Source organism: Pediococcus claussenii ATCC BAA-344, from assembly GCF_000237995.1.
In the GTDB taxonomy this organism is placed as follows: domain Bacteria; phylum Bacillota; class Bacilli; order Lactobacillales; family Lactobacillaceae; genus Pediococcus; species Pediococcus claussenii.
This window is the reverse complement of the sequence record NC_016605.1, coordinates 920,569-946,866: the sequence shown is the minus strand read 5'-3', so window position 1 is coordinate 946,866 and position 26,298 is coordinate 920,569. Positions and strand designations below refer to the sequence as shown.

The window sequence follows — 26,298 nt, the reverse complement described above, 5'->3', positions numbered from 1 at the left end:
GTGTCGGATAAAATCAATTAATGGTTTTATCCGACACTTTTGTTGTTTCTACTGTTTTAATGCTAAGACTTGCTTTAAGTCTGGGGTAGTTCTAAAAGTTTTTTGCCCTTCATAGATCACAAATCCGGGTTTAGAGCCATTAGGTTTTCTAATATTCTTAACCTGAACGAAATCGACAGGAACATTAGCCGAATTTTGAGCTTTTGAATAATAGGCGGCAATTAAAGCAGCTTCGTCAACAGTGGTCTCATCTGGATTTTTTGATTCAATAATAACATGTGAGCCTGGTATATCTTTGGCGTGCAGCCAGTAGAATTGTTTATCGGCTGTGTGCAGAGTTAGTCGGTCATTTTGTGAGTCATTTTTTCCCACTAAAATTGATGTTCCAGTTGAAGAAATGAACTTCTCAGGCTTGCTCTTAATTGTTACTCGTTTTTTCTTAGTAGTCTTTTGCTTGATATAACCCTGATTTTCTAGTTCAATTTTTATTTCATCTAGGTCGTCAGGATTGGCAAGCTCGACCTGACTTTCAATATTTTCCAAAAAATCAATTTCTTGTTTAGTTAACTTAATTTGTTTTGTAACAAAGGTAACAGCGTTCTTTTCTTTTTGATACTTGGTGAAATATTTTTGAGCATTCTTTGAAGGGGAGAGCTGATTAGATAACTCAATCTTCAAAGGACTATCGTTGTCATAAAAATTAGGTAGTTCAATTGAGGTCATCCCGCGTTCTACTTGAGACAAATAGGTTGTTAAAACTTCACCTTTGATTCTAAATTCATCGGCACGCTTAGTATTTTCAAGGGTTTGCTGAAGCTTTTTTAATTTGCCCTTATTTCGCTTTAGATCGTTATGAACGACTCGTATGAGAGTTTTTCCTCGTTGTTTAACCCGATCCTGATTAGCTAATTGTAAATAATAACGATCCAGCAGTTTTGAAAGACTGTCAAAACCTTCACTTGTAATTATATTATCCAATTGTGTTGGCTCATAAGGACTGAAATAATACTTCTGCTGATCATTCATTGAAAGAGTAGGAACAGGATTATCAAAGTTAGTTAAAAAGTCCTTAATGATCTGTTCCCTAGATTCTTTTCTTGAAACTAGTTCATAAGCAAATTCTAAAGAAGTATCCCGACTAAAGCCTTGAAATTCATGGCGAATTTCACCAGCAAGAGTTTCGTAATTAGGGTACTTAGTCATCAACTCATTTACAATTGCTAAAGTTTTGTTCACATCCTCGAATTGATTAATAGTTTCTTGAAGAGGTGGTGCAAGATACTGTGCTCCTGGCATTAACAGTCGATAGCGGTTTTGGTCAGCGGAAATATGGCGAACAAGGTCAATAATCCGGCCTGATCCGCTTTCATATAAAATTATATTGCTGCGTCTACCCATAATTTCAATAGACAAAACTAGGTCTTCACTATCACCAAGATCATTTCGATGGTTAAAAAACAAATTAACAATTCGATCATTTTCAACTTGTGAAATTTGATTTAAAATTGCGCCATCTAAATGTTTTCTAAGGCTCATCGTAAAATTACTTGGGGTTGCAGGATTTGAAATTTTTTCAGTAGTAAGATGAATTCGTGAATAGTTTGGGTGTGCAGATAACAATAAAGCCTTATTTTTACGGTTACTGCGAATCGTTAAAATAAGTTCATTATCAAATGGTTGATTAATCTTAGCAACTCTACCAGCCGCCAATTCTTGATTTAATTCTTGGGTTATAGCGTGTGTAAACATTCCATCAAATGGCATGGTATGACATCTCCAATCCTTAGGTTCTTAGTTATATAAGTATACATTTAAGTGATGTAACAATCAAAAAATAATAACTTGTATCATACAATTAAATTTGTTGTATAATACAAGTGAGGTGAAAAGGTGATGATAGATAGCATAACAGTGCTTAATAGTGTTGTGGGAAAACGATTACAATTAATTCGAGACGCCACTCGTAGTAATTCTATTACTTCTGCCGAGTGGAAACTTCTTGATTTAATTGAAAAAGGTATTTCGACACAAGAACAATTAGTAAAAGCCACCGATTTAGCAGCGTCCACTATAAGCAGACAAATCAAGAAATGTTTTGAAAAAAAATTAGTTAGAACATGTGCAATAGATGTTGACCATCGAAAAATTGAATACTATCTAACTGAAGATGGTGCAATAGTTCTTAAGAGAGTAAATAAACTTGTTGATGAAATTAACAAAAAAATGTTCTCTCATTGGACAGATGAAGAGATTAGTATGTTCAATATCCTAGCAAATCGAATTTTGCGTAACTTGAATATAACAGGTTAAGTTCAATTTTTGTAAGTGAACTAAGATATTTTGTGGTATAGTTATTTGTTAGAATATTATTGATTGAACGAATGGAGTTTTGTAATGAAGATCGCTGTAGTTACTGATAGTACGTGCTACTTAACCAAGGAAGAGATTCAGGAAAGTGGCATAACAGTTGTACCGATTCCGGTTATTATCGACGGTAAAAGTTATGATGAAGGGATTGACATCACCACTGAAGAATTTTACGAGCGTTTACGAACGTCTCAGTCATTTCCAAGTACATCGCAACCGCCTTTGGGGCAGATGGTTGAGCTGTATGAGGAATTGCAGAAGCAGGGCTACGATACAGTTATTAGTATCCACCTAGCAAGCACGATTTCAGGATTTGTCCAAAGCTTGAAAGGCTTAGAAGGGACTATCGAAGGGTTAAACTTAATTGTTTATGATTCTCAAATTACAGTTCGACTAATGGGAGTTATGGCCCTTGAAGCTGCTAGAATGGCAAAGGAGGGCGCGGAGCCGTCCACAATTCTCAAGCGTTTAGATTATTTAAGGGAAACATCTGGAGAATATTTCGTCGTGGATGATCTTCAAAATTTAGTAAGAGGTGGACGTTTATCTAATGCATCTGACTTTGTTGGTAGTTTATTAAAAATAAAACCAATTCTTACATTTAACGATTCTCACGAAATCGTTGCATTTGAAAAAGTACGTTCAAGTAAAAAGGCTTTGGCCCGTGTTGAGCAATTGTTTGAAGAAGACCGTGCGAAAGCGTCTTATCCGTTAAGGGCGATGATCATTCATGCCAACGATGAACCAGCAGCACTAAAATGGAGAGAAAAATTAAAAGAGGAATATCCTGATTTGCCAATTGATATTTCATACTTTGGTCCAGTCGTAGGAGCTCATCTTGGCGAAAAGGCACTAGCTCTGGCTTGGATTTTGGATTATAAAAAGGCGTAAATAAAACCAGTTATGTTGAAGTATTTCAAAACATAGCTGGTTTTATTTTTTATATTCTATTTTACAAATAAAAGCCAATTGAAGCTGCTAAGATTCCAGTAATGATGCTTCCAAAAATGTAGAGCAGAGCAATGCTTCTTTTCTCACTTTTCCACAAAATACTACTCTCATTTGCAAAGGTCGAAAAGGTTGAAAGTCCACCAGTAACTCCGAGAATCAAAAAACTTGATACTAAACTAGTAAGTAAATGTGCACTTAGAACGCCTACTATGAAACAAGCTGTTATATTGATACAAAATGTTGACCAGGGAAAGATTGTTTCTACATTTTTTGTGATATCCATAAATAAAAACCTAATTACAGCACCAATTGCAGTCCCAACTCCAACAACTAAAAAGACCATATTATCTTACCACCCCGATTCATCTTTTAGGACAAACTCGCCCAGGTGCTGCCCTAAATTTGCGAGTAGAATACCAAAAAACACCGATATCAACATATAACTTATTCCAATGAAAATATGTGAAGGTGTTGCGAGCAGTTTTAAATTAGTAAATTCAAAACTGGAAAAAGTCGTAAACCCGCCAAGGAGACCCGAAGTCAAACCAATATTTAAAATCGGCGAGCTACTTATTCGAACTAATAAACCACCGGTCAAAATTCCAAGAATAAACGTACCACTTAAATTAATTAATAAGGTACTCCATGGAAACAACGCTTTAGGTGTTATTATACTTTGAAGAATCCAGCGTAAATCACCACCAATAAAGGCAAATATCGCTACACTAATACTTTGTTTTAATCGCATCCTAAAACCCTCTTAAAATATTTAATAACCATTCCATTCTACAAAAATAATTTAGTGGTTTCCAGCTAATTATTGTTAACTCAAAAAATGAGCCGCTTTTAATTGACATAAAGTAAGTGAATAATGTAACGTTTTATACGGTTAGCAATACCAATTATTAGGAGTAGGTGAAAAGATTTTGAAAAATAAATTTAGTTTATTCAGTATTGTTATATTAGGAGTTAATGCCATTATTGGTTCCGGAATATTTCTTTTGCCCAACCAGGCAATGAAAATCATGGGCCCTGCTAGTATCGGTATATTCGTTTTTGATATGTTACTAGTTATCTCAATCGCTCTTTGTTATGCAGAAGATAGTAGTTTATTTAAAGAAGATGGCGGTCCGTACTTATATGCTCAGAAGGCGTTTGGTGATTTTGTTGGCTATGAAGTTGGATTTATTGTGTGGGCTATTAGTATCATTGCATGGGCTACCATGGCTGCAGGGTTAACAACTGCCCTGGGCGCGTTATTTCCAATTTTCAACCAGCCTTTATGGCGCGGAATTACAATTACTGTTTTATTAGTCGGACTAACAGCCGTTAATTTAATGGGAATTCAGGTTACTAAATGGTTAAATAATATTGTTACAGTTGCAAAATTAATACCTTTAATTTTGTTTATTGCAATAGGTATCTTCTTCATGAAAGGTTCTAATTTCACACCAGTATTTCCGCATGGATCATATGTAGCTGGTTCCTTTGGTGCTGCTGCAATTTTGATGTTTTATGCTTTTACTGGCTTTGAAGCATTGGTAATTGATGCCCAAGATATGGAACATCCACAAAAAAATTTACCAAAAGCGATTATTTTTGCTCTTGGTATTGTTGCTGCACTATACATCCTAATCCAAATTGTATCGATTGGCGTTTTAGGGCCACATCTTGCTTCTTCGCAGGCTCCAATGCAGGATGCAATGAACCAGATTATTGGCCCAATTGGAAAATACGCAATTGCCGTAGGAACAATCATTTCGATTTTGGGAATTGCTACTGCGCAATCATTCTTCTTACCTAGAATTGGCGCGTCAATGGCACAAAATGGTGTTATGCCAAAGGTAGTTGGACGTCGTAATAGGCGAGGCATTCCATACGTCGCTATGATAATTTCTTTAGTAATTGCATTACCGCTTTCTTTAACAGGAACATTTACTACTTTAGCTGCAATTTCTGTCGTATCGAGGTTCGCACAGTATGTACCAACGATTTTGGCAGTGTTGGTATTTAGAAAGAAAATGCCAAATCAACCAAGAACCTTCAAAATACCTTTTGGACCAGTTATTCCAATTTTTGCAATTATCGTTAGTGTCTGGTTATTATCACATGCAACTGTATACCAACTAATTTTCGGATTAGGTGGGTTAGTTATTGCCGTGCCATTTTACTTTGTTGGTAAGGCTATCCAAAAAAGGGGAGGTATCACAAATGACAAATAGTAAAAAAATTTTTGGTGTAGTCGCTAACTTTTTTCAAAATTCTTCGGAGCTTTTTGCAAAGGAAAATTTAACATATACTATGCAGGGAAACATTGACTCAGTTGTTGCTGCAGGTGCGCTACCCTTGCTTATACCCATCGGAATTCCTGCAGATGTTAATCAATATTTATCAAAAATTGATGCATTGCTACTACCAGGGGGACAAGATGTTTCTCCAGATTTATATGGGGAAGCTCCTTCTGATTTATTAGGTGCCACTTCCACTAAAAGGGATACTTTTGAAAATGCTTTAATTCAGGGAGCGATTAGTCGCGATATTCCAATTTTGGCGATTTGTCGTGGTGCCCAGCTCGTTAATGTCTATTTTGGTGGTAGCTTATACCAAGACGAATCTATGATTAAAAGATCAGTTAATATTGAACATGACCAAACTAAAATTCCTGTTCAAAACGATCAGCCAAGCCATCTTGTTCAACTGAAAGATCCAACATTGATACAAATGTTTGAGAGTAGTGAAATTCAAGTTAACTCACTCCATCATCAAGCAATTAAGAAATTAGGTAAGGGATTGACCATAACTGCAAAAGCCAAGGATGGTGTAATCGAAGGGTTTAATGATTCAAAGCATCATATAGCAGCATATCAATGGCATCCAGAAATGATGTTCCGAAGTGATAAAGCCATGTTAAAAATATTTACCAAGTTCATATCTGATTTTTTAGAATAATTAAAAACACAAATATCTGGTAAGATGACCTCCTAAATAATAAATTGTTGTTTAGGGGGCCTTTTATAATTATAAATTGAACTAATTAGATTTTAGAACTTATTTTTATGACGGATCTTTTAGACCAAGGTCTTTAAAATGAATTTTAACTACTTACTAAATGTGCGATATGATAGAATGGAATTAATAAGGTATTTTGGAGGTTTTTTTGGAATGTCGATTCCTGAGTTTATACATAATTTTTCATGGATTTTAATACTATTGGTTACGGTGATGGGATTAACAACAAACCAAATTCAACAGGTTATAATCTCGCTATACACAGACCGAGCTTTATACATAGTAATGGTTGGATCAAATCTTTTGTTAATGGTACATACAGTCGCCATGTCGCCTGTGTTAGTTATTTTAAAGTTCTTATTGGGGCTTGCAACATTAGGCGTGATTGAATTATTGTTTGCACGTAAGCAAAGAGCCGGATCAATTAAGATTAATCAAATTCAATTGCTTTCAGTTTTGGCGGCTTTAACAATGCTGGTTGGGTTAGTTATTGATTTGACTGTCGGATGAGAAGGGAGCACTACAAATGTAGTGTTTTTTGTTTTTTCTCTTCTAGGTTTACATAATATATATTATCCAAAGTAGACAAAATAAATTAAATAACTGTTTCTTGCTGATATTAATGAAATTTCTAAATTCAACGTATTTTCGTTAATTGAATTAAAATGTTTTGTCATTTAATTCGGTACTTTGCATTTTTAAAATATGCTTGCTATCCTCACAATCTTTTTAGGTTTTTTAAGTCAGTATTTCAACTGTAATTTATTTAAAACAGCCATTCAATAATTTTAAATAAATCTTATATGAGTTTATTAAGTTAAATCTATAAAATGATTACAATTACATAAAATAATGATTTAATCTCAATTAGATTTATTAATAATGCGGGTTTACATTCCTTAAATCTGCTAAACTAATTCTCATATGGTTTTATTCTACTTAATTAAGGAGAGGTATTTATGGGTAAACAAGGTAAGAAACTTTCGCTTAGTGCGTTAGTTTTAATGATTTTTACTACCATTTTTGGGTTTGGTAACACACCAGCTGCCTTTGAACAAATGGGATATGGAGCAATTTTTTGGTACATTTTAGGTGCTGTTCTATTCTTCATTCCAGCTGGTTTAATGTTTGCTGAATATGGATCGACATTCAAAGAAGCTAAAGGCGGTATTTATTCTTGGCTGGAAGCTTCTATTGGAGAGAAATGGGCTTTTATTGCGACATTTATGTGGCTCGCTTCATGGTTAATCTGGATGGTTATGATTTCTCAAAAAATCTGGATCACCTTAGCAACCATTATTTCGGGTCATGATACGACAGGTACTTGGTCAATATTAGGTCTAAATTCGACAATGACAATTGGTCTTTTAGCTATCGCATGGGTTCTCTTTGTTACTTGGGCAGCGTCACGTGGTATTGATACTCTTGCTAAGGTTTCATCCTTAGGCGGTATTGCAATCATGGCATTGAACGTCATTTTATTACTTGCTAGTGTAATTATTTTGATTGCAAATCATGGTCAACTAGCTCAACCAATTCACCATCTTTCTGATTTTGCAACATCTCCAAGCGCTCAGTTCCAGTCACCAATCGCTATGATCTCTTTTGTTATCTATGCAATCTTTGCTTATGGTGGTTTGGAATCGCTTGGTGGTATTACAGATAGTTTGGATAAGCCAGAAAAGACATTTCCTAAAGGAATCTTAATTGGTGGCGCCGTTATTGCAATTGGATATTCACTTGCAATCTTTTTATGGGGTGTTTCAGCCAACTGGCATTCAGTTATTATTGGTCAAAAAGCTAACCTTGGGAATATCACATATGTTTTAATGCGTAACCTAGGTTATCAATTAGGTAATTCACTCGGCATGAGTTCAGGTACTTCAGCACTCATGGGAACAATTTTTTCTCGTTTTGCTGGTGTTGGTATGTTACTAGCTTATATTGGTTCATTCTTCGTCCTTAGTTATTCCCCGCTTAAGTCATTTATTCTTGGATCACCAAAGGAATTATGGCCAAAGAAGATGACTGAATTAAATAAAAATGGTATGCCAGCCAATTCGATGTGGTTACAAGCTATCATTGTAATTGTTTTCGTTGGTGGTATTTCAATTCTTGCGGCAATTACACATAAAGATGCAACATTCTTCTATAATGTTCTTACTAACATGAGTAATGTTTCAACGACCCTTCCCTACCTATTCTTGGTAGGTGCATTTCCGTTCTTTAGAGCAAAGAAGGAATTGGACCATCCATTTGAGGCTTACCATAATCACACTTGGATAATTACTGTTACCACTGTTGTTATGTTAACAGTTGGAGTTGGTATCGTATTTACAATTCTTGTACCATTTATTACTGGCGACATGTTTACAGCACTTTGGACAATTGCTGGACCAATCTTCTTTGGGGCAATTGCCTGGATCTTCTTTGCGAGAAAAGAGCGTAACAAGCAAAACCTTTAATTTATTACATTCTGAACAGGCTGAGAATACTCAACCTGTTTTTTTGTGTCCTGATTTTTCTTTAAAATGCTAATATTAAGTCAGAGCTTGATCATGCCAATTAAAGAATTAACGTTGTAAATACAAAATATCATTTAGCAAATTTAGCTGATGAAATTATTGCCACTGTTTATAAAAGTGATAATAATTTAAAGCTTTTGACCCGGCACTATCCAATTCAGATCGGGTTTAGTATTTTTTATTCGCAAATACGCCATTTAAAATTTATCCATCAATTGGCAATCGGCCTATTCACTCTCTTGCCATTATTCAGATCCACCCTTAATGTAGATAATAATGTAGATAATGAAATTTTTCTAACTAAATAAAACGACTAAAAAAGGCTTTAATCATCCAATGATTAAAGCCTGAATTGTTTTACCAACGATAGTTAATGAAACACCTTAATTTTTTACTTGTTCCAGTGCTTTTCAATAAAGTCTGTTCTTCCACCAGATTCTTCCATTTGATAGCGTCGCGGATTCTTTTTATAGAACTCTTGGTGCTCTTCTTCGGCTGGATAAAAGGTACTGGCTTCTTCAATGGTTGTAACGATTGGTTCATCAAAACGGCCAGATTTTTTTAAACTTTCCTTTGATTTTTCAGCAATCTTTCGCTGTGAATCGTTATTAACAAAGATTACAGGACGATAGTTATCACCACGATCTTGGAACTGTCCCATTGCATCAGTTGGATCTGTTTGCTGCCAATAAATCTCAACTAATTTGTCATACGAAATAACTTCTGGATCAAATGTGATCTGAACAGCCTCTGTATGACCTGTAGTATGACTAGCAACTTCCTCATAAGTTGGGTTACTGGTGTGTCCACCAGTATATCCAGACAGCACCTGTTTAATCCCTGGTTGTTCTTCAAATGGTTCAACCATACACCAGAAACAACCGCCAGCAAATATTGCAGTTTCTTGAGCCATAATCATTTCCTCCAATACATTTATGATACTTGTAATTATCCACTTACTAAATGTAATTAGTCAAATATTTTTTTATATTCACTTAGTCCATTTTCGTCCAACTTATCATACGGAATAAACTTGAGTGCTGCTGAGTTAATGCAGTACCTTAATCCGCCTGCTTGTTGAGGTCCATCATTAAAAACATGACCCAAATGAGAGTTTGCATCATGACTTCTTACTTCAATACGCTCCATTCCGAAACTCGAATCACGTTTTTCACTAACTTCTTTCGTATCTAGCGGTTTTGTAAATGATGGCCAACCACAGTGTGCATCATATTTGTCTAATGAGCTGAACAAAGGTTTTCCACTCACAATATCAACATATACACCTTTCTCGTAAAAATCATCGTATTTCCCTGAAAAAGGTCGTTCCGTGGCAGCATGCTGCGTTACGTTAAGTTGCTCAGTTGTTAGATGCTTTAAAGCGTTTTCTTTTCTTTTTTCATCCATCTCTCATCACCTCCAAGACATTCTAGTTAAAAATCAAATATATAACAATGTATCTGCTCAAAATTAAATTAAACCAACTAAAAAAGAACTTCCTATCAAGAAAGCTCTTTTCAGAATCATATAAATTAAGCCTCAAAAGCTGCAGTCAATGGAGGAACTACTTGCTTCTTACGAGAAACAACACCTGGTAGTGCCGCACGATTTTTATCACTAAGGGTCACATTAAATGCCTTTTCAACTATTTCCTTAGGATCCCCAACAACTAGTAACTCCGAATCACTATCAAGAATATTTGTTGCAACTAGCAAGAACATGTCGTATCCATTATCTGCATTTTCTTTAGTCATAGCTGCTTCTAAGTCAGCTTGACGAGCAAAAACGTCGTTAACATCGACTGTATTTACTTGACCAATTCGAACGGTTTTTCCACCCATTTCAAATGATTTTGCATCACCATTAATAATGTCTTGATCAGACTTACTATCTAAATCAGTACCAGCTTTTAACATTTCAATTCCATAAGAATCAACATCAATATCAGCAATTTCAGCTAATTCACGTAAAGCTTCGCGATCCTTATCAGTTGTAGTTGGTGATTTTAATAACAAAGTATCCGAAATGATTGCTGAAAGCATTAACCCAGCTAATTGAGCGGGTATTTCAATTTTTTCTTCATTGAACATTTCTGTAATAATTGTACTAGTACATCCAACTGGCTCAGCACGATAGAAGAGTGGCAGAGTAGTTTCAAAGTTAGCAATGCGATGATGATCAATCACGTCAGTCACGGTAACCTTAGCAATATCCGATATACTTTGTTGTCTTTCATTATGGTCAACTAAAATAACGGAATCAGTTTCATTTGCAGCGGTTTTAATAACACGTGGTGCGGGTTCTGCAAAGTGATTAAGGACATAATTAGTTTCAGGATTGGGATTACCTAAAGCAACAGCTTCAAAATCTCCTTCACTAGTTTGAGTTTTAAAATAAGTATATGCCTTGGCAGCAACAATGGCATCAGTATCAGGATTACTGTGCCCAAAAACAAGTGTCTTTGTCATGTTAAATAAATCTCCTTTTAATTATCATTATCAATTGTAGTACGTAAACGTTCCATGTAATCAGTTTCATCCAAGTAAATATAAAACTGCTCCAAGAAATTACTGATGCGCGGAATTGTATCTTTATCTTTTCTGAAAATAAAACTCAAATCAAACTTAATGGCAGGGTCAAACTTAGCGAAATAACTTCCTTTTCTGGATTGGTGTGCATACACGTATGATTCAGGTAATGCAGTCGATACCCCAGCTGCATCTGAAAAACGACGAATTTGATCAGGTGAAGTGAAACGTGCAACACTAACCGGTGCATCCTCAAGATTATTTTTGAAGGCTTCGGAAATAATACCGTTCAAATAAAAACTTTCAGGATAGGTAACCCAACTGTCTTTGGTAGTCTTTTTGAGTTTGATCCGTTTTTGCTTAGCAAGCTTTTCATCATGATGAATAAATAGTAAGTTTTCAGAGATAATCTTACGTGATTCATACGGTTTCCAATTCTTAATGCTATCGTCAGGCAAGTACATGATTGCTAGATCAATTTGATTAGTTTCTAATCTTTCCCAAATTTCTTTTCTGGTTAACACATGAACTGTTATTCGAATATCGGGTTCCATCGCAAAATACTTGGCAATGAAATCTTCAAACACACGAGTCTCAATCGAGGCTAAAATACCGATATTAATTTCTCCATGTGTTGCGCTCGTTGATTGTTGAATTTCGTCAGCTGCTGTATTTAAAACGAGGTTAATGTCATGTGTTGCCTTGATCATCGTATACCCAGCGTCCGAAAGACGTAACTTTTTACCAACCGAGTAAAATAGTGGTGCTCCAACTGCTCTTTCCAACTTTTTAATTTGTTGGGTTAAAGCTGGTTGCGTAATACCTAAAATTTGAGCTGCCTGAGTATAATTCATTGTATCCACTAGCTGTAAAAAATAAGTTAAGGTCTTTGATGAAAAAATCTGTTCTTGTTTTGATTTCATATTATATGTCTCCTCGCCAAAATTAGCACCCTAATTCAACCTATAAAATAATTCTAATATTACTGACGAAAAAGAGCAAGTAATATTATCTACTTTGAAATTTCACCGTTTACAGAATCAATAATAAGTTTATTTTTAATATTGATCGGCTCCCCTTCACTATCAACGTCAATTAGGAATGTTCCGTTTGAATATCGTCCTCCCAACGGATGCTCGTCCGGAATGATATCGTGCGTCTGGCCACGTGATGTCAACACCTCTAGTGCAGAAGTACTGCTAATTACAACAAAACCTGCAATCCGATGTGGATCTTTCTTTAATTCCCTTATGATCAGGACACCACGTCGGGCTCTACTAGTTGGAGCAACTTCAGAGACTAACATTCGCTTGAATGCACCTCGATTGGTTACTATACCAACAATATCGTTTTCTTTTACAAGTGCAATATCTACTATTGTATCCTCCCGAAGATCCATTGATTTGACACCCGCCGCACGAGCGCCATTTTCTGGGATTTCAGCAATATCATAACGTAAACCATATCCATTATGTGATAGTAACATAACTGTTCCACTAAACTGACCTTTATTTATAAACTTAACATTTACAACTTTAGCATTATCTGTTTTGAGTTTAATATACGTGGTTGCCCTCTTACGCCATGTTCGACCTGGCGCAAAATCAGCAAGTTTGGTCTTTTTGATAAATCCATCATTTGTTGCAATGAGGAAATAGCTAGGATCGGTAAAGTTTTTGAAAGAATACGCCTTTAGTATGACCTCATCGTCTTGCAAGCCAATTGTCTGAGAAACATGTTCACCTGTATCTTTCCACTTCATATCAGTAATCTCATGGACCGGTCTATAGATAAGATTTCCTTTGTTAGTAAACATTAACAAGTGGTCTAGCGTATTTAACTCGCGCTGGTAAACAGGATAATCGCCTTCTTTTAGCCCATTGTCATCACCCGAGGCCGCATAGGAACGTAAACTGCTACGTTTCAGATAACCTGAATGACTAACAAGCACCATTACCTGTTCATCAGCAACTGTAACCGTGCGATCAACCACAATTTCTTCGATTTTTTCCTGAATAACTGTTTTTCTTGGTGACCCATAAGTCTTTTTAATAGCAGTTAATTCTTTCACAAGAACTTTATTCAAAGCGCCAGAATCATCTAGGATAGCCTGATATCTTGTTATATCAGCATTTAAATCCTTAGACTCGTTCTGAAGAGCTGTTATATCAGTATTTGTTAGACGGTAAAGTTGCAAAGAAACAATTGCTTCAGACTGCTTTTCTGTAAATTCAAATTTTTTAATTAAATTTGATTTAGCGTCTTTTTTATCGGAACTTGCTCTTATCACCGAAATTACTTGATCTAAAATAGATAAAGCCTTAATTAACCCTTCAACGATATGTAATCGTTCTTTGGACTTAGCTAAGTTATAGTTAGTACGCTTAGTGATAACTTCTCTTTGATATTCAACATATGAAGTTAATAAAGCCCCCAGGCCTAATCTTTCCGGACGTCGCTTATTGATTGCAACCATGTTGAAATTATATGAAATTTGCAAATCAGTATTTTTATAGAGGTAATTTAAAATACCTTTTGAATTAACATCCTTTTTTAGCTCAATTGCAATTGATAAACCATCACGATCAGACTCATCACGAACTTCAGATATTCCATCAATTTTTTTCATCACGCGAATTTCGTCAATTTTTTTAACTAAGCTTGCTTTATTAACTTCATAAGGAATTTCTGAAACGCGAATTAATTGTTTATTTCCCCGCAGTTCTTCAGTGCTTGTTTTGGAACGGACAATCACTCTACCTCGACCTTTTTGGTAGGCTTGTTTCAATCCATCAATTCCTTGGACAATTCCACCGGTCGGGAAATCGGGGCCCTTCACAAATTGCATGAGTTCATCAGTAGTAGCATTGGGATGCTTAACCAAATGTAAGACTGCATCGATCACCTCATTTAGGTTGTGAGGCGGAATATCGGTAGCATATCCAGCAGAAATACCCGTAGCTCCGTTAACTAATAAATTGGGAAATCGAGCTGGTAATACTGTCGGTTCATACTCGGTATCATCAAAATTTAAAACCATATCAACAGTTTCTTTGTCAATATCACGTAACATTTCTTGAGATATTTTACTTAACCTTGCCTCTGTATACCGCATTGCTGCCGGAGGATCGTTATCAATCGAACCATTGTTTCCATGCATTTCAATTAAGGGAGCTCGTAGCTTCCAATTTTGACTCATACGAACTAAAGCTTCGTATATCGAGCTATCACCGTGTGGATGAAAATTACCCATGACGTTTCCAACTGACTTGGCCGATTTTCGAAAAGCCTTGTCATAGGTATTGCCATCCTGATTCATAGCAAATAAAATACGTCGTTGAACGGGCTTTAATCCATCTCGAACATCAGGCAATGCGCGCTCTTGAATAATGTATTTAGAATAACGTCCGAATCGGTCGCCCATAATGTCTTCCAAAGTTAACTCTTCAATTTTTGATTGATTATCACTCATATTTAATTTTCTCCTTTCCTCATTTTATAGATCTAACCCTATTTCCCCGGTCTGGGTATCTTCTTGATCGGTTTCTAGATCTTCATGCTCAGCTTTGATTGCTGCATTATCTAAAATACTTCCATCTTCTTCTAGAGTAAAAGCGACATTATTTTCAATCCACTTTCTCCGTGGTTCAACTTTATCTCCCATTAAAGTTGTAACTCGACGTTCAGCCAAGGTCGCGTCATCAATTCGGACTCGGATTAAGGTTCTCGTATCAGGATTCATAGTTGTTTCCCATAACTGATCAGCATTCATCTCTCCAAGACCTTTGAAACGTTGTAAAGAAAAGCCTCTGCCAATTTGTTTGCTAACCTTTTCAAGTTCCTCATCAGTCCAAGCATAGTTGATTTTAATTTTCTTTCCGCTACCTTTTTGCAACTTATATAAAGGTGGCAGAGCAATATAAACTCGACCATTGTCAATTAAGGGGCACATGTACTTATAGAAAAAAGTTAATAATAAAGTTTGAATATGGGCTCCATCAGTATCTGCATCGGTCATAATAATGATTTTGTCATAATTGCTATCATCAATATCAAACTCGCTACCAACACCAGCTCCGATTGTGTAAATCATTGTACTGATTTCTTCATTTTTTAAAATATCTTGCAACTTTGCTTTTTCTGTATTTAATACTTTTCCTCTTAATGGCAAAATAGCTTGAAATTTTCGATCACGTCCTTGTTTAGCACTACCACCAGCAGAATCACCCTCAACTAAGAAAAGTTCATTTTTCTTCGCATTTTTAGATTGAGCTGGTGTTAGCTTACCAGATAAAACGCGATCTTGCTTTTTACGTTTTTTACCATTTCTTGACTCATCACGTGCCTTTCTTGCTGCAACACGTGCCTCCCGAGCGTTAATTGCCTTTCGAACTAGTTGTTGAGCAAATTCACCATTTTCCATTAAATAGAAAACTAATTGCTCAGAAACTACACTATCTACAATGTTGCGAGCCTCTGGCGTTCCCAGTTTTTCTTTGGTTTGTCCCTCAAATTCAAGCAACTCTTCAGGAATTCTAAGAGATATAACTGCCGATAAACCTTCACGAACATCAGATCCTTCTAAATTTTTATCTCGTTCTTTAAGAAGTCCTACTTTTCTTGCAAATTCATTAAATGCCTTAGTCCAAGCTGAACGCATTCCTACTTCGTGCGTACCACCATCCCTAGTACGAACGTTGTTAACAAATGAGAGGATTGTTTCAGTATATCCGTCGTTATATTGACCAGCTACTTCCACTTCAACCCCATCTTTGTTTCCATCAAAGTATAGAACGTTTCCAAGGGTATCTTTATCTTCATTTAAATACTCAACAAATTGCTTAATACCTTCTTGATAGAGATATTCTTCTTCCTTTTCTTGTCCAGCACGTTCATCAGTAAGTGTTATCTTCACACCCCGTAATAAAAAGGCAGATTCTCTCAATCGCACCGACAACGTATTAAAATTAAAAACCGTGGTAGTGAAAATAGAGCTGTCCGGCTTAAATGTTACGGTTGTTCCATTATTGTCATTTGTTTTGCCAATTTTTTTTAAAGTTCCAACTGGGTGTCCACCGTTTACAAAATCTTCACGATATTCTTTCTTATCACGAACAATGCGTACGGACAATTTTTCTGATAGCGCATTAACAACACTTGCGCCAACTCCATGCAGCCCACCTGATGTTTTATATCCACCCTGTCCAAACTTACCGCCTGCATGTAAGACAGTAAAAATAACTTCTGCAGTTGGTATTCCCGATTCGTGCATTCCGACCGGCATTCCGCGCCCATGATCAACAACGGTTAAGCTGTTATCGGCACGAATAATAACATTTATTTCACTTCCAAAGCCGGCAAGAGCTTCATCAACTGCATTATCTACAATTTCGTAAACAAGGTGGTGCAACCCGCGACCATCAGTTGATCCAATATACATACCTGGACGTTTACGAACTGCTTCAAGCCCATGTAAAACTTGAATTGACGAGTCATCATATTGATTTGTGTTTCGTTTTGGCATTTCTTTCTCCTTTAGTTCAGTATTATTATCATAACTTAGTTTTAATGGATTTAAAATAGGAAAATCGCGCTACAAACCTAATTCATAGTTGATGTTTTTGGTTAAAATGATACAATTTGTTAGCATATTAATTAGTGAAATGAGGAACTACTTTGGCAATCGATATTTTTAATGTTTATTATAGCGTACCTTCTAGGATCCATTCCCTCAGGGTCATTAATATCAAAATATTTTTACCACCAAGATCTACACAAAGAAGGTAGTGGTAACACTGGAACCACAAACACTTTTCGAGTGTTAGGTACAAAAGCCGGTATCGTTGTCTTGATACTGGATTTATTAAAGGGAACATTAGCAACGTTGCAGCCACTCATATTCCACGTTACCACAATCAACCCACTTTTAATTGGATTAGGTGCAATTATCGGTCATACCTTCTCAATCTTTGATCGTTTCCGCGGTGGAAAAGCAGTGGCAACGAGTGCCGGACTACTACTAGCTTATAATCCAAGTTTCTTTACGGTTGCATGTATTATCTTTATTACTTTAATGTTTCTGAGTAGTATGGTAAGTGTTGCAAGTATGGGGGCAGCTATTTTACTTGTAATTATTTCATTCTTCTATCACGATATTTTGTTAACAATAGTAGCAGTTGGTTTAACCTTATTCATCATCTATCGGCATCGAACAAACATTAGTCGTATTTTACATGGCGATGAAAATTTAATTCCATTTGGGCTAATATATTGGCGAAAGAAAAAATCATCTAAGTAATAAATAAATTTAGAAATTGAAAGGGCTGTGTCATTTAAAATTGACATAGCCCTTTTATATTAAGAAATCTGTTAAAAGAAAGTGATTTCAAATTCGCGTTTAAAATTATCAGTACTTGCTACCTTATTAATTGCTAATTTGTGTTTTAATTCACCAGTGGCATCGTTTGTATCTGCAATTCCCCACCATGGTTCCAAGCAAACAAATGGACCTTCAACAGGATATGGTGACCAAACGCCTAAATAGGGAGCATTATCAACAGTCAAAGCGACTCCATGATCATTGACAGAGTTTTCAAGCATAAATGTTGTTTGTTTATTCTTAAGTTCTAAAATTAATGCATCATCAGAAAATAATTCGTGAGTTAGTGGTAACGGTTTACTTAAGTTAAGACTTTGTAAATCATTTAGATTAATCAATGGTGCTTCAAGTGATACTCTATCAAAGTTACGGGCAGGCGCTACACGTAACTGATACTCCCTAAATGGAATATTTGCTCCTAAATTCAAGTTAAACCCAGGATGTCCACCCACTGAGAACAATAATTCCTCAGTATTTGAGGGATTGATAACCTCGTAAGTTTCATGAATTTCATGTTCTACTAAAGAATATCCAACTCTAAAAATAAATTCAAAAGGATACTTTAACAATGTCTCAGCTGAACTTCGTAACTCTAACACTACCCGTGTGTCATCCTGTGAAATAACGCTGAAAGTCATATCACGTGCAAAGCCATGTTGCCCCATCGAAAAAGTTTTACCAGCAGTACGATATTGATCATCTTTCAGACGTCCTACAATTGGGAAAAGAACGGGTGCATGTCTTCCCCAAATATTGGAATCAGCCTGCCAAACATATTCAATTCCGTCTGCAGATTTTACACTAACTAATTCAGCACCATCTTCATTAATTTGAATCGCAAGATATTCATTTTGTAAGCTTATCATTAGTTTGACTACTCCTACTTTTTATAGAATAAATTCACTTAGATCACGGTTCTTCGCAATGTTACCAATTTTGTCATCAACATATTTTTCGGTAATTGTAACTTCACCCATTGCCATAGTTGGTCCTTCAAACAAAATATCTTCAAGCAATCGTTCTAAAATCGTATGAAGGCGACGAGCTCCGATGTTTTCAGTATCGTGGTTCACGGCCTCTGCAATTTCTGCAATTCGGTCAATTGCTTCGATTGTGAAAGTAATCTTGACATTATCTGTACCAATTAAAGCAATATATTGCTTAACTAATGCATTCTTAGGTTCAGTCAAAATCCTAACAAAATCGTCCTTAGTTAAATCATCTAGTTCAACTCGAATTGGGAAACGTCCCTGTAATTCGGCAATCAAGTCACTTGGCTTACTCTCATGGAAAGCACCAGAAGCAATAAATAAAACGTGACTAGTATCTACTGTCCCATACTTCGTTGATACTTGTGAGCCTTCAACGATCGGCAAAATATCACGTTGCACACCTTGGCGAGATACATCACCGCTTGATTGACTACCAGAACTAGTTATTTTATCAATTTCATCAATGAAGATAATCCCCATATCTTCTGCTCTTTGAATTGCATCATGGTATAAATCACCGCTATTAACTAATTTTTCCGATTCTTCCTTGATTAGCACTTCGCGAGCTTCGGCAACTGTCAATGTTCGAGTGACCTTTTTCTTTGGCATCATATCACCCAATGTTTCACTCAAATCAATTCCCATCTGTCCCATCATGTTACCTGAATTATTTTGTTTAGGATCGTCTGTCTGAATTGAAACAGTTTCATTTTCTAGGAGACCTTTATTCAATTGATCAGCAATTGTCATTCGTTTTTCTTTAACGTCATCAGGTATGTTTGCTTCCTCGTTGCTAAATGATTCATTAGGCTGTTCACCACGTTGGATTTGGTTCATCATCTTCATAAGATTTTGAAAATCCATGCCATTCTCATTGTTCTTTTGTGGGACTGGCGCAAGTAATTTTACCAAGCGTTGATTAGCATTTTTTGTAGCGTCAACTCGAACATTTTTGAATTCATTTTCTTGTTCAATCCGAACAGAACTTTCAACAAGATCACGTACCATTGATTCGACGTCACGTCCGACATAACCAACCTCAGTAAACTTGGTTGCTTCCACTTTAACAAAAGGTGCGTTTACAATTTTAGCAAGACGGCGAGCAATCTCAGTTTTACCAACACCTGTAGGGCCAATCATCAGTAGGTTTTTAGGAGTAACGTCTTCCTGTAAATCCTCAGACAGTTGCATCCGACGATATCGGTTACGTAAGGCAACCGCGACCGCACGTTTTGCACTACTTTGTCCAATTACAAATTGGTCCAACTGAGAAACAATAGCTTGTGGTGTTAAATTGTTTTCATTCATTTGATTAATCCTCCTCATTAAAGTCCATTGCAATAACATTATGATTTGTAAATATATCAATATCGCCAGCAACATTAATTGCTGCAGTAGCCATTTCTTTAGCGGTCATATTCTTTGCGTGTGCTTTCATTGCTTTGGCAGCTGAAAGTGCAAAATTACCACCCGAACCAATTGCTAAAATGCCATCATCGGGGGCAATGACTTCACCACTACCAGAAACTAAGTACATTTCATGTTTATCCATAACAATTAACATTGCTTCGAGTTTCTGTAGTTGCTGGTCACCTCGCCAAATTTTAGCAAGTTCAACTGATGCCCGTTGTAAGTTGCCACTGTACTCTGATAATTTTTTTTCGAACTTCTCTTCTAAGTTAAAGGCATCAGCAACACTTCCTGCGAAGCCAACTAGAACTTTGCCTTCATAAATGCGACGAACCTTGCGGGCAGTTCCTTTCATGATAAACTTTTCACCCATCGTTACCTGGCCATCACCGGCCATAGCGTTTTCTCCATTATGATTAATGGCAATAATTGTTGTTGCTTCAAATTGAACTGGCATAATATTTACTTCTTCCCTTCATTATCGGTAGCACGTGGAAAAAATTTTCGATAGCTAGCTTGCAAATTTTCACGCGTTACATGTGTATATATTTGTGTAGTTGATAAACTAGAATGACCTAACAGTTCTTGAACCGTTCTTAAATCCGCTCCATTGTTTAGCATAGTTGTTGCAAAAGTATGCCGCAACATATGGGGATAAATCTTTCCAGTTAATCCACTGGACTCATAAACCCGTTTTAAAACGTATTCAATTCCAGCTGATGTTAATTGTTTTCCTCTATTATTTATAAAAACAAAATCATGGTCTTGTTGATACTTTTGCATTAGAACTGATCGTTCGTCACTACGATATTTAATAAGTGCTTGCTTCGCATAGTTTCCAAACGGAACATATCGTTCTTTATCACCTTTCCCGCGAATTAACATGGTTTTCATATCAAAGTTAATGTCTGTCCACGTTAAATTAGAACACTCACTAACACGAATCCCAGTTCCAAACAATACTTCTAAAATTGCAATGTTTCGCAACCTAAAACTGCCTTTAGCGTCATACAACGATTTAAATAAAATGTTAATTTCTTTATCATAAAAGAAATGTGGTAGTTTATCAGAATGCTTTTTTAATTGGATCAATTCAAACGGATTTTTAGTTACTAAGTTATTTTGCAATAAAAAGTTATAAAACGATTTAAGCGCTGATGTTTTACGCGCGATAGTCGTCCGTTCTAAATGCTGATCAAATAAAAAACTCATAAAGACACTAGCATCAAAACGATCAATCGAAAGCAAATCACTTTTAGGATTGGTATCCTGTATAAATCGGGTGAACTCTTGTATATCTTCCGAGTAAGCCTTAATAGTTTGATCCGAATATTGATGTTCAACTTTTAAATAACGTACAAAGAGCTCTAAATAATCCATAAAAAAACCTCCGACACCAGCAACAATAGCAAAATGTGGAGGAAAACTCAATAAAAACGAGCTTAATTAATTATCTGTTAACAATTATTACTTCTGAGGAGTCTCCTCATAATCGCCGTTTGGACAAACAACTTGTTTTCCGCCCTTAATTTTCTTTTCAACTAAGAATGAATGACAAACTGGGCATTTACGTCCAACTGGTTTATCCCACGAAACAAAATCACAATCTGGATAACGTGAACAACCGTAAAATAGACGACCGCGCTTAGATTTTCTTTCGATAATTTGTCCAATTCCGCATTTAGGACATGTCACACCAATCTCTTTAACGATTGCTTGCGTGTTACGACAATCTGGGAATCGACTACAAGCAAAGAACTTACCATATTTACCCATCTTAACGACCATTGGTGATCCACAAACTTCACAGTCAAATCCGGCAAGCTCATCCTTAATTTGAACCTTTTCAATCTGTTCTTGAGCCGTATCAACTTCCTTTGAGAAGGGTTTATAGTAGCCATCGACTACTTTCACCCAGTCTTCTTTACCTTCTTCGATCTCATCTAATTCGGTTTCTAGATGTGCTGTAAAATCAATATTTACAATGTCTGGGAAAAATTCATAAATAATATCATTCACGATCTCTCCCAACTCCGTAGGTTCAAAACGTCTAGATTCAAGTTTTACATAGTAGCGTTTTTGGATCGTGTCCAAGGTAGGCGCATATGTTGAAGGACGCCCCACCCCATTTTCTTCAAGTGCCTTAACTAAATTAGCTTCACTATAACGAGCAGGTGGCTGAGTAAAATGTTGATTAGGATTATTAGAAACCAACTTAACTTTATCGCCCTCTTCCATTGCTGGAAGTGAATTATCCTTCTCTTTGTTGGTTTTATAAACTTTGGTAAACCCTTCAAATTTTGTTTTGGAGCCATTAGCCCTGTATTGAACATCGTTTTGTTCAATCGTAACTGCCATTGTATCAGAAACCTCAGGAGTCATTTGACTTGCCATAAATCGGGACCAAATCAAGTTGTACAACCGATATTGGTCCTTAGATAGATATTCCTTGAGATCTTCTGGCGTTCGATTTACCGAAGAAGGTCGAATCGCTTCATGTGCATCTTGCGCACCTTCAGGCATTTTACCCTTTCGAGGTTTAATAGCAGCATATTCAGCACCATATTTTTCATGAATTAAAACTGATGCTTCATGTTTTGCGATGTCCGAAATACGTGTTGAATCGGTTCGCATATAAGTAATTAATCCGACTGTTCCTTCTTTTCCAATGTTGATACCTTCGTATAATTGTTGTGCAGCCATCATCGTTTTACGAGTTCTAAAGTTAAGCGTTTTATTGGCTTCCTGCTGCAACGAACTTGTTGTAAATGCTGGCGACGGAAACCTTTTTCGTTCTTTCCTCTTGACGGAAGTAACATCGAAATCGTCCTTTGGATTAATAAGCTTTAAAATCTTTTGGACGGCCTTTTCATTCTTCAAAGCCTTTTTCTTGCCGCCCGTTCCATAAAATGAAGCATTAAACTTCGAGCGTCCTTTTTTGAATTCAGAATCAATTGACCAATACTCTTCAGGCTTAAAGTCGCGAATTTCTTGTTCCCGTTTAATAATTAAGCTCAGCGCAATTGATTGCACTCTTCCTGCGCTTAATCCTTTTTTAACTTTTTGCCAAAGTAAAGGTGAAATTGAATATCCAACTAAGCGATCTAAAATGCGACGCGCTTGTTGCGCATCCACTAGGGATGTGTCGATTGAACGGGGGGTCTTAAAAGCGTTTTTAACCGCATCTTTTGTGATTTCGTTGAATACGACTCGGTTTTTATCTTTCGGGTCTAATCCTAACAAATATGAAAGATGCCACGCAATTGCTTCTCCTTCACGATCAGGATCAGAAGCTAAATAAACCTTTTTTGCTTTTTTAGCTTCCGTACGGAGTTTTTTAATCGTATCCCCTTTGCCACGAATCGAAATATAATGTGGGTCATAATTATTGTCAATGTCCACACCCATTTTGCTCTTAGGCAGGTCTCTAATATGTCCCAAACTGGCAATAACCTTGTACGATCGTCCTAAATATTTTTCAATTGTTTTTGCTTTGGATGGTGATTCAACAATCACCAAGTTTTTTTTTGCAGTTGGCATTTGTTACTCCTTGCCTTTTTGATTTCATAATCGTTATCATATTGCATATGTTTTAACTTTGTCAAATAATGGATTCTTCCAATATATCTTCAAGTGATATTAGCGGACGTGCTCCAGCCTGTATTAAATCATTAGTGCCTTGTGATGTTTCACTAAAAATTTCACCAGGAACTGCCAATACATTGCGGTTTTCACTTAGTGCAAAATTAGCGGTAATTAAACTACCTGACTGTTTACGAGCTTCAACCACTGTTGTAGAAGCACTAATGCCCGCAATAATTCTATTGCGCTCAACGAAATGATGTCGTAGTGGCTTCGCATATAAGGGATATTCTGTTATCAATAAGTGCTTTTGAGCAATAATGTCTTGGAGCTTTGAATTACTTTTAGGATAAATTTGATTTAATCCTGTACCAATAACAGCAACCGTTTTGCCTCCATTATTGATGGTATATTCATGCGCCATACAATCAACACCTTTAGCTAGTCCACTAACGATGGTAAGATATGGCGTAATTTGTGGTATTAGCGCCAGTAAAACCCGTTTTCCATAATTTGAACAGTCACGAGCACCAACAATTGATGCTAAATAAGTATTCAAAATTGATATGTCTCCCCTATAAAACAAGACAATTGGAGGACAGTAAATTTCTCTTAATTGTTTAGGAAATTTAGAATCCACAATAGTTAGGATACCACCGAATTCTTTATTTATCTTAATAAATTTATTCTGTTGATCATATAAGTTGTTGGTTTCCAACTTTTGTTTTGGAGTTAAACAATTACAACAGTTGATTCTTTCCTTAAAAGATGCCATCTTAATTGTTCTATTTTCATTAAAAACTTCCCATTGCTTTTTTATGTTTAGCCTTGAAACTATTTTTAATGCAACCAAAAAATTGCGAATATCCATTTTTTTCCACCTCAAAAATAATATTCGCAAATAATATTAAATGAATTTTGGAACGGGCTCAAAAGTTTTTCGGTGAATTGGTGTTATACCTAATCGTTCCAACCCAGCTAGATGAGCTTTCGTTCCGTATCCAACATTCTTGTCAAATCCATAACCCGGGTACGTCTGATTATAGGAACGCATTAAGTGATCACGGTATTCCTTTGCAACAATTGACGCAGCTGCAATACTATTACTAGTTGAATCACCTTTAAACATCACTTGCTTTGGAATATCAGTTGGAACCTGAACGGCGTCAATCAAGAGTTCCTCAGGTTCAATCTCCAAATTTTCAATGGCCATTAACATTGCCTGTTTGGTTGCGTTTAGAATTCCAATTTTATCAATTACTTCGCTTGAAACAATTCCAATTCCCACACTAACGGCATTACTAATAATTTCGGGATACAAGCTTTCACGTACTTTAGCAGTCACTTGTTTTGAATCGTTAACCTGTTTTAAATTGAATTGATGATTAAGGATTACCGCAGCAGTGACTACCGGTCCTGCAAGACATCCACGGCCAACTTCATCAATTCCTGCAACTATCTCTTTACCATCTGACCACAAAGCACGTTCTAATTTGAAACGTTTTTGAAACGCGATTTCTTGCTCGTATTCATGTCTCAGTCTTTTTTTAGTTTGAAGAATGAGCTTTTGAACGCCCAACCGAGGATCATCCGCAAACTCGACCAAAACCGCACTCGAAGAATCAGTAACCGTCGCTAATTGTTTTTTAATTTCTGCTATCTTCATCCACAACTTCTCCAACAAAATCCAAACAGAATCTTCCTAGTTTCCCTTTTCGAGCATCAAGCATGATACGCAAACTTGCACGATCATAATCATCTTTCATACCCAATTTCTTTGTAATACTTAATAATAGTTCCGGTAAATTCTGATCTAATTCTTCTTCATTTAGCTTATAGCGGCTAAGTAATTCAGCAGGATATTTATTACGAAAAATATTCAATCCATAGAGGGCAACATCATCATTTGCGTATAGATTTTCTTTGATTGCTCCTGTAAATGCTAGCTTAGTGCCAATTGATTGGTCATCAAACTTAGGCCACAGAATTCCAGGCGTATCGAGCAAACTTAAACCGTGGGGTGACTTTAGCCACTGCTGTTTTTTTGTAACACCGGGTTTATCACCGGTAATAGCAACTTTTTTATTCAACAGATGATTTAAAAGCGTTGATTTACCAACATTGGGAATTCCAATACACATTGCACGAATTTCATGTGAAATGATACCTTTATCTGCCTTATTTTGTATTTTTTCTTTTAAAATTTTATTTGTCTCACGAATGATAACTTGTTCAATCTTTGTTTCTCTAGAATCAATTGCAATGGCATTCTCGCCATGTTGCCTATAATATTTTAGCCATTCTTTCGTTTCAACGGGGTCAGCGAGATCTGCCTTCGTAAGTAATAGTAAATGTGGCTTATTTTCAATTACTTCCTGAATCATTGGATTTCTAGAAGATTCAGGAATACGAGCGTCGACAAGTTCAAAAACAATGTCAACTAGTTTAAGTTTTTCTTGTACTTGCCGAATTGCCTTTGCCATATGCCCCGGATACCATTGGATTATTGCCATATCAGTTGTTTCCTTTCATTAATGTTTAATTTGAAAGTAGCA

At 36.2% G+C, this 26,298-nt stretch carries 24 protein-coding genes; 7 read left to right on the top strand and 17 right to left on the bottom strand.

The window, feature by feature from the left end; translation table 11 throughout:
• Positions 1 to 48 precede the first annotated feature (48 nt).
• Positions 49 to 1,764 carry an Rqc2 family fibronectin-binding protein gene (locus tag PECL_RS04525; protein WP_014215411.1) on the bottom strand — a complete coding sequence of 572 codons (1,716 nt, stop codon included), beginning with the start codon at positions 1,762 to 1,764 and terminating at the stop codon, positions 49 to 51.
• A gap of 126 nt (positions 1,765 to 1,890) precedes the next feature.
• On the opposite strand from PECL_RS04525, the gene PECL_RS04520 reads away from it, so the two are divergent.
• Together PECL_RS04520 and PECL_RS04515 are read left to right on the top strand one after the other, a co-directional pair.
• Positions 1,891 to 2,310, top strand: coding sequence for a MarR family winged helix-turn-helix transcriptional regulator (locus PECL_RS04520; RefSeq protein ID WP_148265542.1), 420 nt, complete (start codon positions 1,891 to 1,893; stop codon positions 2,308 to 2,310).
• 84 nt (positions 2,311 to 2,394) lie between these two features.
• A complete protein-coding gene (locus PECL_RS04515) occupies positions 2,395 to 3,258 on the top strand; it encodes a DegV family protein (protein ID WP_014215409.1) in 864 nt (287 codons plus the stop codon).
• Between the two features lie 61 nt (positions 3,259 to 3,319).
• On the opposite strand, the gene PECL_RS04510 is transcribed toward PECL_RS04515, so the two are convergent.
• On the bottom strand, positions 3,320 to 3,661 hold the full coding sequence (locus PECL_RS04510) for a fluoride efflux transporter FluC (RefSeq protein ID WP_014215408.1): 342 nt from the start codon (positions 3,659 to 3,661) through the stop codon (positions 3,320 to 3,322).
• 6 nt (positions 3,662 to 3,667) lie between these two features.
• Positions 3,668 to 4,066 (bottom strand): fluoride efflux transporter FluC, encoded by a 399-nt coding sequence (locus tag PECL_RS04505; protein WP_014215407.1) that lies wholly within the window; start codon positions 4,064 to 4,066, stop codon positions 3,668 to 3,670.
• A gap of 178 nt (positions 4,067 to 4,244) precedes the next feature.
• On the opposite strand from PECL_RS04505, the gene PECL_RS04500 reads away from it, so the two are divergent.
• From PECL_RS04500 to yjeM, 4 genes are all read left to right on the top strand, one after another.
• Positions 4,245 to 5,540 carry an APC family permease gene (locus PECL_RS04500; protein WP_014215406.1) on the top strand — a complete coding sequence of 432 codons (1,296 nt, stop codon included), beginning with the start codon at positions 4,245 to 4,247 and terminating at the stop codon, positions 5,538 to 5,540.
• On the top strand, positions 5,530 to 6,267 hold the full coding sequence (locus tag PECL_RS04495; RefSeq protein WP_014215405.1) for a gamma-glutamyl-gamma-aminobutyrate hydrolase family protein: 738 nt from the start codon (positions 5,530 to 5,532) through the stop codon (positions 6,265 to 6,267). Before PECL_RS04500 ends, PECL_RS04495 begins: the two co-directional genes overlap by 11 nt.
• A gap of 213 nt (positions 6,268 to 6,480) precedes the next feature.
• Entirely contained in the window at positions 6,481 to 6,837 is a 357-nt protein-coding gene (locus tag PECL_RS04490; RefSeq protein ID WP_041534609.1) for a YisL family protein, read from the top strand.
• A 449-nt stretch (positions 6,838 to 7,286) separates the two neighbouring features.
• A complete protein-coding gene (gene yjeM / locus PECL_RS04485) occupies positions 7,287 to 8,792 on the top strand; it encodes a glutamate/gamma-aminobutyrate family transporter YjeM (RefSeq protein WP_014215403.1) in 1,506 nt (501 codons plus the stop codon).
• 451 nt (positions 8,793 to 9,243) lie between these two features.
• On the opposite strand, the gene msrA is transcribed toward yjeM, so the two are convergent.
• The 6 genes from msrA to parE form a co-directional block, all read right to left on the bottom strand.
• On the bottom strand, positions 9,244 to 9,765 hold the full coding sequence (msrA, locus tag PECL_RS04480; RefSeq protein ID WP_014215402.1) for a peptide-methionine (S)-S-oxide reductase MsrA: 522 nt from the start codon (positions 9,763 to 9,765) through the stop codon (positions 9,244 to 9,246).
• A 56-nt stretch (positions 9,766 to 9,821) separates the two neighbouring features.
• Positions 9,822 to 10,259: a peptide-methionine (R)-S-oxide reductase MsrB gene (gene msrB / locus PECL_RS04475; RefSeq protein WP_014215401.1), complete on the bottom strand. Its 438-nt coding sequence runs from the start codon at positions 10,257 to 10,259 to the stop codon at positions 9,822 to 9,824.
• Between the two features lie 125 nt (positions 10,260 to 10,384).
• A complete protein-coding gene (locus tag PECL_RS04470) occupies positions 10,385 to 11,320 on the bottom strand; it encodes a manganese-dependent inorganic pyrophosphatase (protein WP_014215400.1) in 936 nt (311 codons plus the stop codon).
• A 17-nt stretch (positions 11,321 to 11,337) separates the two neighbouring features.
• On the bottom strand, positions 11,338 to 12,303 hold the full coding sequence (locus PECL_RS04465) for a LysR family transcriptional regulator (protein ID WP_014215399.1): 966 nt from the start codon (positions 12,301 to 12,303) through the stop codon (positions 11,338 to 11,340).
• Between the two features lie 89 nt (positions 12,304 to 12,392).
• Positions 12,393 to 14,852, bottom strand: coding sequence for a DNA topoisomerase IV subunit A (gene parC / locus PECL_RS04460; protein ID WP_014215398.1), 2,460 nt, complete (start codon positions 14,850 to 14,852; stop codon positions 12,393 to 12,395).
• 24 nt (positions 14,853 to 14,876) lie between these two features.
• Entirely contained in the window at positions 14,877 to 16,904 is a 2,028-nt protein-coding gene (gene parE, locus PECL_RS04455; RefSeq protein ID WP_014215397.1) for a DNA topoisomerase IV subunit B, read from the bottom strand.
• A gap of 171 nt (positions 16,905 to 17,075) precedes the next feature.
• Between parE and plsY the strand changes: the two genes are divergently transcribed.
• Positions 17,076 to 17,678, top strand: a complete 603-nt coding sequence (gene plsY, locus PECL_RS04450) for a glycerol-3-phosphate 1-O-acyltransferase PlsY (RefSeq protein WP_014215396.1) — start codon at positions 17,076 to 17,078, stop codon at positions 17,676 to 17,678.
• Positions 17,679 to 17,749: 71 nt separating this feature from the next.
• On the opposite strand, the gene PECL_RS04445 is transcribed toward plsY, so the two are convergent.
• The 8 genes from PECL_RS04445 to ylqF all read right to left on the bottom strand — a co-directional run bounded on the left by PECL_RS04445 (position 17,750) and on the right by ylqF (position 26,256).
• The gene (locus tag PECL_RS04445; RefSeq protein WP_014215395.1) at positions 17,750 to 18,625 is read right to left on the bottom strand and encodes an aldose 1-epimerase family protein; all 876 of its coding nucleotides are present in this window, start codon (positions 18,623 to 18,625) and stop codon (positions 17,750 to 17,752) included.
• Between the two features lie 21 nt (positions 18,626 to 18,646).
• A complete protein-coding gene (gene hslU / locus PECL_RS04440; RefSeq protein ID WP_014215394.1) occupies positions 18,647 to 20,059 on the bottom strand; it encodes an ATP-dependent protease ATPase subunit HslU in 1,413 nt (470 codons plus the stop codon).
• 4 nt (positions 20,060 to 20,063) lie between these two features.
• Entirely contained in the window at positions 20,064 to 20,618 is a 555-nt protein-coding gene (hslV, locus tag PECL_RS04435) for an ATP-dependent protease subunit HslV (RefSeq protein ID WP_014215393.1), read from the bottom strand.
• 5 nt (positions 20,619 to 20,623) lie between these two features.
• Entirely contained in the window at positions 20,624 to 21,541 is a 918-nt protein-coding gene (gene xerC, locus PECL_RS04430) for a tyrosine recombinase XerC (RefSeq protein ID WP_014215392.1), read from the bottom strand.
• Between the two features lie 87 nt (positions 21,542 to 21,628).
• Positions 21,629 to 23,701, bottom strand: a complete 2,073-nt coding sequence (gene topA, locus PECL_RS04425; protein WP_014215391.1) for a type I DNA topoisomerase — start codon at positions 23,699 to 23,701, stop codon at positions 21,629 to 21,631.
• A 61-nt stretch (positions 23,702 to 23,762) separates the two neighbouring features.
• Positions 23,763 to 24,614 carry a DNA-processing protein DprA gene (gene dprA, locus PECL_RS04420; protein ID WP_014215390.1) on the bottom strand — a complete coding sequence of 284 codons (852 nt, stop codon included), beginning with the start codon at positions 24,612 to 24,614 and terminating at the stop codon, positions 23,763 to 23,765.
• 36 nt (positions 24,615 to 24,650) lie between these two features.
• Positions 24,651 to 25,409, bottom strand: a complete 759-nt coding sequence (locus tag PECL_RS04415) for a ribonuclease HII (protein WP_014215389.1) — start codon at positions 25,407 to 25,409, stop codon at positions 24,651 to 24,653.
• Positions 25,390 to 26,256 carry a ribosome biogenesis GTPase YlqF gene (gene ylqF / locus PECL_RS04410; RefSeq protein ID WP_014215388.1) on the bottom strand — a complete coding sequence of 289 codons (867 nt, stop codon included), beginning with the start codon at positions 26,254 to 26,256 and terminating at the stop codon, positions 25,390 to 25,392. The genes PECL_RS04415 and ylqF overlap by 20 nt, the downstream gene beginning before the upstream one ends.
• Between the last annotated feature and the right edge of the window lie 42 nt (positions 26,257 to 26,298).